Source organism: Legionella moravica DSM 19234, assembly GCF_000423305.1.
GTDB lineage: Bacteria > Pseudomonadota > Gammaproteobacteria > Legionellales > Legionellaceae > Legionella > Legionella moravica.
The window spans coordinates 1-13242 of sequence record NZ_AUHS01000028.1 but is presented as its reverse complement, the minus strand read 5'-3'; the positions used below and the strand labels follow the sequence as shown (position 1 = coordinate 13242).

Sequence of the window (13242 nt, the reverse complement as noted above, 5' to 3'; positions counted from 1 at the left end):
GATTGTGTATATTTGATCTAATTTTTGCTGTTATTTTGTACTTTAGCAAAATTTTGTGAGCACTTTTTTTATTAATACACAGGGGGAATTATGGATCTGTTGATTATTTTAAAAATAACCAACACTCAGTGAGTAATTCTGTTTCAGCAACCTCATGTTCAAAATTATAATAACAAAAAATGCAAGGCAAATCCCCCAGTTCCTCACCTGATGTTGGTAGCCAATTACGGTATAATTCATACACCGTGTCACTCAGGTTATTGCGTGAACCTTGATGAATGGCTACTGCGTAACGGCCAGCGGGTAATCGTTTTTCAATTACTTCACCTTCCAGTTTCAATTGCTCTGGTACCGTAATACCAAGATCAAAACGAAATTCATTTGGTGGGGTCCTTTGAGGATCATCATATCCAAATCCAAAGGCTTCTCCCGCTTTAGGTTTCAGGCTAATAGTTTGAGCTTTAGCCCAGCTAATTAATCGACTAACGCTATCTCCCATTGTTCGAGGATCTCCTCGGTGTTCTAAAACTGCTAACCGTCTTGTTTTTATATTTTTAATCGTTACATTCATGGTCATGTCACCTTGTTTAGGCAAACAATACGGCGGTTGCTCCCAGACTTGCCAGCTTGATTGTGCTCTAAATTCACTGGGGTTTAGATTGCACGCTTTTTTAAAGGCTCGTGTAAATGATTCATGAGATTCAAACCCCGAGTTGATTGCGATTTCAATAATGGACGTATCTTTATTAACAATTAATTGATGAGCCGCTCTTTTTAGGCGAAGCCAACGAATATATTGTTGCAAAGATAAGCCAGTAAAAGCCGTAAATAAGCGATGAAAATGATATTTTGAAAAGCATGCAATATCACTCAGTTGATTTAAAGTGAGTTTGTCGTCAAGATGCTCACCGATAAAATCGATTACTTTATTTAACTGACGTTCATAATTCATACTGTTCTCACTCAACTATCGCTACATATACAGGGTTCAGGTTACTTAGATCTTAAACTGATTGTTTGACCAATATTGCTAAAAATAACTTAAGAGATAGTGTAAACCAGGATTTTGTCTATTGAAGTCTACCGATTCCAATACATACATGTTCTGTTCGCCTCAGCAAGACGCAAAGGAAGAATTACATGGTCAATTACAGACGAGATTAAACTCGAGGCGATACTTATTTTTTACACTAACGTTAAAAAATAGAAAATCAGATTTATTAGTAAAATACATCCGATTATTAGGACGGTCTATTCGCTGTGCGAAAAAGAATAATCCGTTAAGTATCAAATCAATAGTAGTATTACCTGATCACTTGCATATGATTATAGAACTTCCGCATGGCTGTCCCATTAAAAATATGACGTCTTTCCGAGCGTAGCGAGGAATCTCCTGCAAGGTTGACGATCCCATTACAATGCGGCCATTAAAATCATATCAAGAGTTGAGTCTCCCCAGCCAGCCTTTTTCTGCAGGCGCCTAATGCTCATATCTTTAAATTTCTTTAATGTTTTGCCATCAATGGCTATCAAATTACCCAATGCTTGTTGGAATGATTGAATCCAAGAAATAAAGCACTTCTTAAATTCATCCAGATTTAAAATCGAAAATACACGAGCATATGTATTTTTAGATGGAATGCCATTCTCAAAAGGTAAAAATCGGCGTAAATAATCTAATTGTTCTTCTCCGAATGTTACAAAATCACGCCAACTCTGAGCTCCACATAGGTTAGCGCAGATAACAACAAATAATAGTTCCGTTAAAGGATACAATTTCTTTCTATCAATTCTTGGATCTTCGAGCGTGTCGAAATGATATAAAAATCCAGGTACATCTTCTGATGACATCATTAAATTCCTTGTAAAAACAGAGAGTTTAAAAGGTAATGATAATTAATGCATTAATTCAGATTGTGCCAATTTGCAGGAGATTCCTCGCTACGCTCGGAAAGACGTCACATTTTTAATGGGACAGCCGCGGGAACTTCCGGAGGATGACTTGGTTTATTCGACTCGAGTGCGTCAATTAAAAACATATTACTCTCAAGAGATCCAATTATTGGGTATTCCATTATTAAAAAATGCCCGAGATGAGTATAATTTGTGGCAGAGACGATTTTGGGAACATCGGGTACGTGATGAGTCAGATTTGTCTACTCATATAGATTATATTCATTTTAATCCAGTTAAGCATGGTCTAGTACAAAAGGTTATCGACAGGCCTTATTCAAGTTTTCAGAATTATGCCAGACAAGAAATGTTACCGAACAATTGGGGCGGCAAGTCATTGCAAGGTGAGTTTTGCGAATGAAGCCCTGTTTGCAAGCAAACAGGCTACTTACGGATATACAAATCCATTTCAAGGAATACTATCCAATTGAATTTTTACCAGTTTCAGGATTTCATCCAACATTTGATGTGTTTTTTCAGTATTTCCTGAAGATTGTTTATAGATTACATTAACTATAAAAGAAGATAGGGCATTAGAAACCATTTTTTGATTGCGAAAATGAGGCTGTAATTTTTCCATACTTTGAACTAAGGATGAAAATAAACTTGACCCAATAAGATTCATAGCCTGAGAGTATTCCTCAACAGTTGGTGCTGATTCAGTATTTATGTTCATATTTTTTCCTACAATATTAATTTGTGGCACAAGTATAAAGAAATTCACTAAAGAGTGGAATACAGCTTGCTGTAAGCAGCGAAGCAAACAGGCTAACTGGGATATTCATAACCAGTTAATGGTCTAGGTCAGGCTAATCCCTGATCAATTAATTGTATTGCACCTTCAATATAAAATATATCTGCATCATCTTCACCATTAAATATCCTAGCTTGCAAACTGTCTGGTTGAGAAACGTCAACAAAATTATTAGTATGAATTTCAATAACTCCATTAGAAGAGAATCCGCCTATATGTAAGACCAATGGATTAGATCGAATAATCCTTCCATTATATATTTCAGTTCTACTCATAAAAATATCGCTAATCTATAGCCCCTTAATCAGTAACTTGCATAAAATTAAAAGCAAAAAGCAAGATCTTCTCCCAATGCTGCACAACAGGGAGTAGCATGTGAAAAATAGAATCAAATTTCATGACGATTTATTTGATTAAGGAACATTTAGTTATTATGTGGATATCATTCGTTCCTTAAAGGCTCTCATCCCTTTGAAGATTGGATCTGCAATCTTTTCTGGGAAGTGGTTTGGTAATTGTGTTGAGACTTCATCGATAGCAGAATCAATACGATCAATCACCTGTTCAAAAATCTTAACAGCTTTTATTTTAGAGTATTGAACGTATTTTGCTGTTTCAATAAAGTGTCTTTTTTGAATTCCGTCAATCTTATAATGACTATTTTTACCATATAAAGCCATTGCCATTTTCAATTTTTTAAACTGTAGCTGTTTTTGTTCAATTAGGGGGTAGGCTGATATCATGTCGTATAGTGGAGTGAGCTTATAACTACCTTGGGGTTGTATACTTATACTGAAATTCTTGGCATGCGCATCAATAGCACCAAGGCACCAGTTAACGACCTGAGCCCTGAAAAAATCATCTCTGTCTTTTTGAGGCTGTTGCGAGCCATTAAGTAACTGCATAATTTCTTTAATACCTGGCCCACCATCAGACTGATATTTTAAATTGGGTGAGTATCCCAATGACTGGCATAGATCTTCCTGTGGCAATCTGAGAATATACTGATGATCGCGACTCCATTTTCTATCAAATCTTTCGACAACCAGTACCTTTTCATCTTCGAATTGTAAGATTTTAGATTCTGCAACATCTAAACCAAATTTGCTGGCTAGTAGTAAACAGAGATGTTCATTTTCACAACTCTCACTTAAATCAATTCCTTGATGTGGTAAATATCCAATAGGTAATTTGAATATGTGAGTTGTTGGTGTAGGTCCAAATGGTTTATGCCATTCATTTTGGTAATATAGAAAAGCTGTTTTTTCCTGAGCACCGGCTATTGAGATTCTAAACTCATCCTCCTCTTTATCCATTCCCAGAGGCGAGATTTGATAAGAACGCAAAGTACGAGCGATCTCGGCCTCACTGACAACGCGACTTTCAATGCTTAGACGCTGTGCCTGAGGAATACGTTCAACAATTTGTATTGCACCAACACAATCACTACCAATTAACGCCAATAAATCAAACGGTCGCGATGATTTTGCCTGAAATCGAGCTTGAATTCTGGCTCTTATCTGTGGATTATCGGGAAGTAAATTATCAAAAAAGTTATAAACAACTTCTCCTGAAAATTTTTGATTTACTAACGGCAACGATAAAGATACTGGTCGCGAATGTGGCTTGGAAATCCAGTCCGCAACATAGGAAAAACTTAAGCCACCTGCATTGTCCTGTGTAAGCTCTCCCACAAGCTCATTGTTCATCAATATGTATAATTTACGCATTACCATTCTATCTCTTCATGAGTTTCTTGATTTTTTTCAACAAGACTAATGTTTAAATTTAGGGCGGACAATATTCTAAATAAAGTATCAATTCGACTATTGTCAGGGCTATTTTCAAACTTTGATATAGTGTCCTGTTTTAATCCTACTAAATCTGCGACTTCAGATTGACTCATTCTGAGTTGCTTGCGCTTGTCATTTAAATATAATGCTAAATCTTTTGCTGATCGGATAATCATAAATTCCCTATTTTTACCCCCAATTGCCAATAATGTTAACTATACCCCCAAGTGCGGGTAAAATCAATTATACCCGCATTTGAGGGTAAAAAGCTTGCGAATGCACGAATGTGCACGAATGGGGTCGCGTCTTGACTTTTGCTTATTTCTGAAAGAGCAAATGTCAAGACGCGGCCCCGTGCCGCTTGCTATTCATATCGTGTTAAGTTTCTGATTTTTGTGATTTCTAGCTCATGGTAAAGGCAAACGGCAAGATCTGCCCCCTTTATGTTAGAGGAAGTGAGGCTGTTGGAGTGCACCAATGCAATAGTAAAATTGGCGAATTGTTTTGTTCAACAAACAAATATTCTTGCAAAACTACAGGGGGTTGGTGGTCAAAAAATAATAGTGGAAAGAGTAGATGTTCACCAAGGAGGCCAAGCTATAGTTGGTAATATCCAAGGCAGCATGGGTGGTAAGGATAAAAAATGAAAACGACCTCTTGCACCGAGAATTTTAACTATGCGTTCAATAAGGCTCCACGTTGTGGAGCAAAAACCAAGCGCAATAACGGCAATCCTTGCCTTGCTCCTGCTGTCAAAGGCAAGCAGCGTTGTCGTATTCATGGAGGATCTAAGGGTAGTGGTGGACAAAAAGATAATAAAAATACCTTAAAACATGGCTATTCAACAGCAAGTATCAAAAAACTTAAGAATAAAATAAGGGAAACATTGCACCTTGCAAAACAGGATTTCACTTATGATGAATAACTAATCTAGGAGGGTGCAGGTTTTTATTTTGGAACACGGGAGCGTCGGGTATCAACACGCGTTTGCGCATGCTCAGAAGCAATTGGTTCTAGAATGATACCCTTCATTATGATACGACTAGCTGGGTGATTTAAATTTAAGGTTTTCAAACATATAAACGCTGATTAATTTTGCCGAATTATTTTCAAATATAAATTCATCAACGTATTCACCATCACCTATCTCGCCATCTTTTAATTTAAAATTAAAGTGAAACCTGGCTGCATAATGGTTACCATCTCCTTTGCTCAAAAATGTTTGATGGACCTCCGTGTCAGCAGATTCTATATTAGGAAGAAATGCATGGAAGAAATCATTTGCTCCTACTTCACCTTTTGAGGTAGAAATAACAGTTCCACCTTCTACAAAAAGTGCTGTAATGCCGTGTGGATCGGCTTTTCCTAAATCAAGTATATACTCAGTAATTACCTGTCTTCTTTGTGAATCAAGACTGAGGGAGTCTGAATAAGACCCTGCTGCCATTGTGTTTTGCCCCATTGCTATAGCCAATAGAAAAACTGCTGCTTTTAGATTAATTTTCATTCTTATATCCTCATTAAAGTACATATTGAAACATTAGAGAATGTACCAGTGAGCAATTAATATGTAAAATATATAATAACTATTCTTATCATAGGTAAAATTTATAATATTCTGGATGGGGCTAATTGTCAGAGTTAGCCATGCCATCAGGCTTAAAGAAATCCTTAACAACGGAGCCAATGGTTTGAATAGCTTGTATATTTCTATTCTCATTGCGATAAATTAAACAGATTTCGTCAGAATATACCGGTGCGTTAGGGATGCGCTTGAGTTTATCGGGATACATTGACTTTGCGACCCGAGTTGGGAGTATGCCGATGCCGCAGCCATTGGCTGTTAAATTCGCTACTACTTCCAGGCTATTCATAGTCATAACACGATCCGTTGGAATGCCTGATTTTTTTGCCTTCTTTAATAATGTTTGTGTTTGGGTGAGCAGGGGCTCGCATAATATGATTGCTTTCTCCGAGTGGATATCTTGAATTTCTCGTGTTCCTTCACCTACCCAAAAGGTGACTTCATCCTCACAGATCTTGCGAATAATAAGATCAGGATGTTTGAATGGATTGACCACGATACCAATATCAATGGACAAATTGATCACTTGTTCCGTTATTTTCCGTGAAATATCGTGTTTTAAATGTATTTCTAATTTTGAATACTCCTCCAGTAAATCAGCCAAAAATCCCGACACCATGTAAATGGCAATCGTTGAGTGGCAGCCTAAGGTAAAATAACCCTGTACTTTTTGATGAGAAGATAGTGCTTTTGATTTTGTGTCATCCCAGTGCTGTAACAATTGCCTTGCTTGTAATAATAACTGTTTCCCTGCTTGGGTTAGTGTTACCCCATGCTTATGTCGGATAAAAAGTTCTGTTCCCACAGATTGTTCTAAACGTTTTATGGCCAAACTAAGTGATGGTTGGCTAATCCCAAGTCTCTCAGAGGCACGCGATAAATTTAAGGTACTGGAAACTTCAAGAAAGTATTCTAGCTCGGCTGCTGATGGAAGCATAAATATTACCTATGATAAATATAGACAATATAAATTTTACATATACATGCAAGCGCTGTAAAGTATGATTTGCATACAACTTGGCGTCTATAACGACAGATCCATAAAAAATAGGTGAACAATGATCAAAACATACGATGTTATTATTGTAGGGAATGGAATTATTGGCATGTCGACAGCTTTGTCATTAACCTTGTACGATCCTACCCTTAAAGTGGCTGTCATTGCGCCTTCAAATCGATTAAATGGTGCAACGCCAGCCTCAGGTGCTATGCTTGGTTGCTTTGGAGAAGTAACTGAGTCAACTTTTAAATCCAAACCCGCATTGATAAAATTAGAGATGGCCATTAAATCTTTATCATTATGGCCAGAATGGCTCAATAAAATAAATAACATTTTACCCGCTTCACAGCATCTTAAAATTCATTCAGGTACCCATGTTATTTTAAATTCTCAAGCTGGAAAGCGTGAAACAAGAAATTTCAACGCGATTACCCATGCTCTTAATCATTATAAAGGTAACTATGAAATTAGGTCGCCAGATACCATACCAGGCATTCAGCCTATAGATACTCATCGCCCCTTGCAAAGCCTATTTCTACCGGATGAAGGCTTTATTAATTCCTCCCACCTATTAAATGCTTTGGATAGCTTTGCTGTTAGGCAAAAATTATTTACCTGCATTGATGCTGCCGTGACCTCCTTATCGCATCAAAATCACATACATACTGTAAAAACAAGCTCAGGCGATATTTATAAGACCAACAAGCTTATACTTGCGGCTGGTGCCTACACACAAGAACTAATTAATCAATATCCACAATTATCAAAGCATATACCGCCTATGCTAGCCGGTGTAGGCTGCTCTTTATTGTTAAAATATTCAAATCCTTCACTCAAGCATGTCATAAGAACGCCAAACCGAGCAGGTGCCTGTGGCGCACATTTTATTCCCTTTGATAGCAGCATAGAGCAAGTTTATTTAGGGGCTTCTAATAGTGTCCGCTTGAGTCCTCAAGGCCATGCAAAATTGGGGGATGCAAGCTATCTCATGCATTGGGGCATGCACCAATTTGATCAAAATTTATTTAAAGCTGAAATTATTAAAATGAATACGGGAAATCGCCCTGTCCCAATGGACACCTTTCCTTTATTAGGTGAGACATCCATAAAAGACCTATGGATTGTGAGCGGGACTTTTCGTGATGGTGTGCATGACTCTCCCTTAATCGCTGATTATGTAGCACGGAAAATTTTGTTTGATGAAGAGGCTTTTCCGCATCCTTTTAATCCCGAAAGAGCACCGCTTAATACCATGACTCGTGATGAGGCTATAGATGAAGTGGTCGAGCATTACATGAGTGCTGGATATGAACATGGTATGGAACTGCCTAAAATTGGTTGGGAATTTAGAATTCAACATATGATCAAAAAATGGGTCATTGAATTATATGATGAACTGGACACCTCCTTTGGCATTTCGCCGGAAATCTTAATGATGTTAAACCAAGCAAAGGAATCTATTCCCAAAGTTCGTGAGTATTTTAAAGAGAACGAGAAGGAAAAAAATTATGTCTAGTCTTAGCAAAATAGAATGGCAAAATCCTTATAAAAAAATATGGGGGTTTCATGTACATCAGGAACTGCCTTTCGATGATTTTATCAACGCATTAGCATTACAAAAAAATGCTGCGACCTTTTTAAAAGAAAACCATATCCCAATTGACAATGATGATGTCTTAACGCCTGGTTATGGACCGCACCTGGATTATATGTGGGAATTACGGGTAGAGTCTGCCAAGTATAATATTTTGGAAAAAATGGGTCTGGCTATCTCATATATGGCCATTAATCGTTTCAGATTAAGTGCTTATATCCATCCGCTGATGCATGATCCTTCCCTTTCAGAAGAAATGGCCTTAAGGGCTGAAGGTCATGAAAATCAAGCAAATGCATTATGGTTTAGTCACAGAGTTCCCCAAAACCAGGACTTCTTCTTTAATCCTCCCAAAGACGAGCACAATCAGATCATCGATACGAGAACAGCTCGTATTATGTCAGCAAGAGAAAAGGAAGAGTTAACTGCCGGAGCCTTAAATAAAGAACATCAATCCTTTAAAGATCCTTCTCTAATTATTAGCAATGGCTTCCACATTCACATGGATTTTTCCAATGAAAATGAAGCCTTGGCGTTACAGATTTTTGATAAGTTTATGGTTTTTCTTTTGAATGAAAATCTAAGACCTACGAGCACACGTTTATATGCTCCCTATGAGAATGGTCCGCATGTCTTGGGCGGTTGGGAAGTTAAATTTGAAACAAGTGACCCAAGCATTTTATCAAAGATTGGAATCCCTATTGGCTGGCTAATGTGTAATCGCCAAGGTTTGTCGGTTTTTATACATCCAGTTACTTGGCGAGAAGGTGACCATGAAGAAGAATTAAAAGCACATGAACAATACTCATTTTTTCTTGGGTTTATGCCCGACTTAGAGTTGGAGTTTTTTTCAAATAAGATACCTTCTGCGCAAGATGAGGTAAATTTTTTATGAGAAAATTAATTTCATCTATCTTTTGGGTAACAGGAACCACTATTGGCGGAGGAATGGTGATGCTGCCAGCAGTAGTTGGTGTCTATGGCTATTTCTCAGCAATCGGCTTAGTTGTGGCTGTTTGGTTATTAACTACCCTAATAGCATTGACTTTTTTAGAGGCTAATTGTTATCTTCCTGCACGGACGAATCTGATTTCCATGTCAAAGCAATTAATGGGATCCCGTTTTAAATGGATTACCTGGATCATTTGCCTTTGCTTTCTGTATACCATTATGTGCGTCTATATTTCTGGAATGACAGAAATTATCGGTGGTTTTTTAGAAAAAAACTCCATTTTTATTCCATCAGCTTACTTATCCCTGTTTTCTGTTATTGCAGTCGGCCTACCCATCTATTTCGGTATGGGGAGCATTTCTCGTTTTAATCGTTTCATTGTTATGCTCATGCTTCTTGCATTTTTCACCCTGGTTTTTTTGATTGTTCCGCATATTGATGCTGATATTTTGTTAAATACCACAGAAAGCATCCCTTTGATGGCGCTCCCTATTGTTTTTACCTCATTTGGATTTTTAATTGTCATCCCAAGCTTAAGAACGTATCTTGACGATGATATTAAAAAAATTAAAATCGCTATCGTCGTTGGCAGCTTCATTGCTTTAATGGTTTACATTATTTGGGTAACGGTCGTAATGGGCGTTATTCCGGTTTTTGGGGATAATGGTCTTCAATGGATATTAGAGCAAGCCAAACCGGTTAAACATCTGACCAACACGCTTTCTTCACAGGCGCTTTCGCCATCGATTGCACTATTAATCCAGCTATTTGTTTTATTCGCCATCCTAAGTTCATTCGTGGGCACTTCTTTAGGGCTCTATGCTTTTCTTGCTGATGGTTTGCGTAACTCAAAAAAATGTGAGGGAAAAATGAAACTGCTGGTGTTGACTTTTTTACCCCCGCTGATTATTGCGGCTACCTTTAATCGATTATTTATTATAGCCCTCGGGTTTGCTGGCCTCATATCAACCATTTTATTTGGTCTATATCCCATCATGTTAACTTGGTCGGGAAGATATGGGCATAAACTACCGACGAAATATCGAATCTCTGCCAAAAGAGGAGTTTTTCTTCTTATGGGTACTTTTTGTTTGACTATTATTGGTGTCGAACTATTAACTTTACAATTAAATTTTTTAAAGTAATAAGGAGTGTATAACATGTCTGATTCCACAATTAACCTAACACCAAAGGTGTATTCCTATTTGAAAAATAACTCGCTTCGAGAACCAGAAATATTAAAAAAATTGCGGGACGAGACACATAAAATATTTCAAGAAAGAATGCAGATATCCCCCGAGCAAGGGCAGTTTATGCGCTTATTAATAGAAATCCTAGGTGCAAAAAAAACGCTAGATATTGGGACTTTTACAGGATACAGCGCACTCGCAGTAGCATTATCATTACCAGATGATGGTAAGGTCATTGCCTGTGATACTAATGTAGAATGGACTAATATGGCTCAGTATTTTTGGAAAGAGGCTAAGGTTTCTCATAAGTTAGATTTAAAATTAGCCCCTGCACTGGAAACATTAGATAAGTTACTAGTAGATGGTGAGGAAAATACCTTTGATTTTGCTTTTATTGATGCAGATAAACGCAATTATATGTCCTACTATGAAAGATCACTGGCCTTATTACGCAGAGGGGGATTAATCGCTATTGATAATGTTTTGTGGGGAGGTCAGGTTGCAGATCCCGCAATCCAAGATAGCGATACTGTCATTATCCGCGAGTTGAATGCAAAAATTTTAATGGATGAGCGGGTAACTATTAGTATGTTACCGGTTGGTGATGGACTGACTTTAGCTAGAAAAAACTAAGATGTCTGTTCGCGTTTATGTTAAAAGTGTACCCCGAAGTGTACCCAGAGAACCTGTGAAGAAATTTGAATTTTACCAGAAGCCAAGCTGGGCTTGGCTCCCCATAGTAAGTATATTACGAACTCAGAGGCGGGAGGAAGTGGTTAATTTTGGTCGGTGTTATTCGTCCACTGTAGCTGATAACATGAGAATGAGTGTATAGTGACTAGTGGTAGTTTATTAGACTGTTATTTATATAAGGAACAATTGTTGACCCATCTCGATAGTAAAAAATTTTCAGGTATGTCCGCCTTAAATCCACTATTATCCCAATAATATTGCGCCACATGCTTGTTTTTAAAAATTTCTAATGGCAGGGGATGTTTAGCATGAGGGTTATGAAAAATATACAGTCCGTCAAGTACATGTTCGGAATAATTTTCATTTGCTAAAGTTTTCTGTACAGGCTTCACGCCACCATTTCCAGGATGGTGCATAGTCTCAAATTGAAGTTGCTTATCTTTATTATTGGCAAGCGCTCTAATTTTCCCCCATGTAGTTAGTGGATTATACAATATTGCACTTATCTCATCGTATTCTCTAGACTCAAAATAGCCTAGAGGTATAACTACTCCGTTTCTTTTTTTTATGGCATTTATCTTTATACATATTGGATTATCTACATTAAAAATGGTTGATAATGATTCACAATTATAAACGCCGTAAAGTGCTGCTAATATCGGAACATTTGTCGAGAAATGTGAGCCAGGTTGATTAAAAGGGGCTAATGCTAATACAAATGGCTTATTAGAAATATGATTCAATTTTGAGTATGTGTCGTCATATTTAGTGTGCTTTGAAGAAATACTATTGCAAATTCTTACTATTGCATCACGGTTAAACTCATCCAGACCATTTGGCATTATCACAGGCAACCCATCACCATAGGGAGGAATACCATCTTTCTCAGGGGCTGCAATAGTAGCTTCAATACAAAATTTGTGTTCATTATTAGAACAAAAAAAATCAGGTGACTGATTATCCATATCCACAGCTATACCTATTTCTTTTAATACTGCATAGATATACAACTCCCACATTGAAGATTCAAATGTTGATTGAAATTCTTGGATAAATTTATTGTCGCGGTCTTTAAAGCCATTCGCCCAATTAAGAAGAACTACCCTCTCAGGTTTATTTTCACTTTGCATTAATGTCTTAAATATTTTATGTTGTTTTTCATCAGATATAACAGGTTTAAAAAGTTCCATTAGTATGCTCTTAATCGTGCAATGTTCCAATAACAATCAAAATTAAAAAAGCCAGTTTATTCAGTTAATTTACAATCAGAAGGTTTTACTAGAATGGTAGTGATATGTTTCATATTTTTGTCAAAATATTCAAACGATAAGTTGAATCCCCTAGCAAGCGTTGGTTCAGGAGCCGTTGAGTTACATATTTTGGACAATAATTGATTTTTTAGGTAAGTATGCATTGATTCGTTGATTTCAAATGCACGCTTATTTACGAGTCTATATTGGTAGCTCAATGTATGATTCGAAAATTTCATTTTGAAAAACTCAGTTTCGCTATCCGTCATCTGAGGTAATGCTTCGTTTTCTTTCTCAATTTCTTTTATATAATCTTCCATAGATATTTGTTTGTTAGGCATTTGATATTTTTCTGAAACAAATCCTAGAATGGTCAATCCAATGTAAGCGGTTAATTAACCCCATCTTTTAAATCAAAAGCTAATTTCAGATACTTGCTGCCATTGAATAACGCAGGAGTATTTAAATGAAAGTATCA

General features: G+C 37.0%; 17 protein-coding genes. 7 read left to right on the top strand and 10 right to left on the bottom strand.

Annotation, left to right across the window (positions count from 1 at the left end; translation table 11 throughout):
• Positions 1–103 precede the first annotated feature (103 nt).
• Complete coding sequence (locus G543_RS0107905; RefSeq protein ID WP_028384045.1) at positions 104–952, bottom strand: AraC family transcriptional regulator; 849 nt, start codon at positions 950–952, stop codon at positions 104–106.
• Between the two features lie 461 nt (positions 953–1413).
• Positions 1414–1854 (bottom strand): ISAs1 family transposase, encoded by a 441-nt coding sequence (locus tag G543_RS0107900; protein ID WP_081675650.1) that lies wholly within the window; start codon positions 1852–1854, stop codon positions 1414–1416.
• A gap of 115 nt (positions 1855–1969) precedes the next feature.
• Between G543_RS0107900 and G543_RS17440 the strand changes: the two genes are divergently transcribed.
• On the top strand, positions 1970–2314 hold the full coding sequence (locus tag G543_RS17440; protein WP_035921766.1) for an REP-associated tyrosine transposase: 345 nt from the start codon (positions 1970–1972) through the stop codon (positions 2312–2314).
• Between the two features lie 48 nt (positions 2315–2362).
• Here G543_RS17440 and G543_RS0107890 read toward each other — a convergent pair whose 3' ends face one another.
• From G543_RS0107890 to G543_RS0107875, 4 genes are all read right to left on the bottom strand, one after another.
• Positions 2363–2629, bottom strand: coding sequence for a hypothetical protein (locus tag G543_RS0107890; protein WP_028384043.1), 267 nt, complete (start codon positions 2627–2629; stop codon positions 2363–2365).
• A 128-nt stretch (positions 2630–2757) separates the two neighbouring features.
• A complete protein-coding gene (locus tag G543_RS0107885; RefSeq protein WP_028384042.1) occupies positions 2758–2982 on the bottom strand; it encodes a hypothetical protein in 225 nt (74 codons plus the stop codon).
• 156 nt (positions 2983–3138) lie between these two features.
• The gene (locus G543_RS0107880) at positions 3139–4419 is read right to left on the bottom strand and encodes a type II toxin-antitoxin system HipA family toxin (RefSeq protein ID WP_274519398.1); all 1281 of its coding nucleotides are present in this window, start codon (positions 4417–4419) and stop codon (positions 3139–3141) included.
• Between the two features lie 17 nt (positions 4420–4436).
• On the bottom strand, positions 4437–4676 hold the full coding sequence (locus G543_RS0107875) for a helix-turn-helix domain-containing protein (RefSeq protein ID WP_028384040.1): 240 nt from the start codon (positions 4674–4676) through the stop codon (positions 4437–4439).
• Positions 4677–4943: 267 nt separating this feature from the next.
• On the opposite strand from G543_RS0107875, the gene G543_RS0107870 reads away from it, so the two are divergent.
• Together G543_RS0107870 and G543_RS0107865 are read left to right on the top strand one after the other, a co-directional pair.
• Positions 4944–5147: a hypothetical protein gene (locus G543_RS0107870; protein WP_028384039.1), complete on the top strand. Its 204-nt coding sequence runs from the start codon at positions 4944–4946 to the stop codon at positions 5145–5147.
• Positions 5144–5425, top strand: a complete 282-nt coding sequence (locus tag G543_RS0107865; RefSeq protein ID WP_028384038.1) for an HGGxSTG domain-containing protein — start codon at positions 5144–5146, stop codon at positions 5423–5425. The genes G543_RS0107870 and G543_RS0107865 overlap by 4 nt, the downstream gene beginning before the upstream one ends.
• Before the next feature lie 117 nt (positions 5426–5542).
• Here the strand turns inward: G543_RS0107865 and G543_RS0107860 are convergent, their stop codons facing one another.
• Together G543_RS0107860 and G543_RS17435 are read right to left on the bottom strand one after the other, a co-directional pair.
• Positions 5543–6007, bottom strand: coding sequence for a hypothetical protein (locus G543_RS0107860; protein ID WP_028384037.1), 465 nt, complete (start codon positions 6005–6007; stop codon positions 5543–5545).
• Positions 6008–6128: 121 nt separating this feature from the next.
• Entirely contained in the window at positions 6129–7022 is an 894-nt protein-coding gene (locus tag G543_RS17435; RefSeq protein ID WP_051190644.1) for a LysR family transcriptional regulator, read from the bottom strand.
• A gap of 121 nt (positions 7023–7143) precedes the next feature.
• Between G543_RS17435 and G543_RS0107850 the strand changes: the two genes are divergently transcribed.
• The 4 genes from G543_RS0107850 to G543_RS0107835 are packed head-to-tail and all read left to right on the top strand — an operon-like array spanning position 7144 to position 11454.
• Positions 7144–8601, top strand: a complete 1458-nt coding sequence (locus G543_RS0107850; RefSeq protein ID WP_028384036.1) for an FAD-dependent oxidoreductase — start codon at positions 7144–7146, stop codon at positions 8599–8601.
• A complete protein-coding gene (locus G543_RS17430; protein ID WP_035921760.1) occupies positions 8594–9574 on the top strand; it encodes a DOPA 4,5-dioxygenase family protein in 981 nt (326 codons plus the stop codon). Before G543_RS0107850 ends, G543_RS17430 begins: the two co-directional genes overlap by 8 nt.
• Entirely contained in the window at positions 9571–10776 is a 1206-nt protein-coding gene (locus G543_RS0107840) for an amino acid permease (RefSeq protein ID WP_028384035.1), read from the top strand. Before G543_RS17430 ends, G543_RS0107840 begins: the two co-directional genes overlap by 4 nt.
• A gap of 15 nt (positions 10777–10791) precedes the next feature.
• Positions 10792–11454: a class I SAM-dependent methyltransferase gene (locus G543_RS0107835; protein WP_028384034.1), complete on the top strand. Its 663-nt coding sequence runs from the start codon at positions 10792–10794 to the stop codon at positions 11452–11454.
• Between the two features lie 227 nt (positions 11455–11681).
• Here the strand turns inward: G543_RS0107835 and G543_RS0107830 are convergent, their stop codons facing one another.
• Both G543_RS0107830 and G543_RS0107825 read right to left on the bottom strand, forming a co-directional pair.
• Complete coding sequence (locus G543_RS0107830; protein ID WP_028384033.1) at positions 11682–12704, bottom strand: hypothetical protein; 1023 nt, start codon at positions 12702–12704, stop codon at positions 11682–11684.
• A 56-nt stretch (positions 12705–12760) separates the two neighbouring features.
• Positions 12761–13105, bottom strand: coding sequence for a hypothetical protein (locus tag G543_RS0107825; RefSeq protein WP_028384032.1), 345 nt, complete (start codon positions 13103–13105; stop codon positions 12761–12763).
• Positions 13106–13242: the final 137 nt, after the last annotated feature.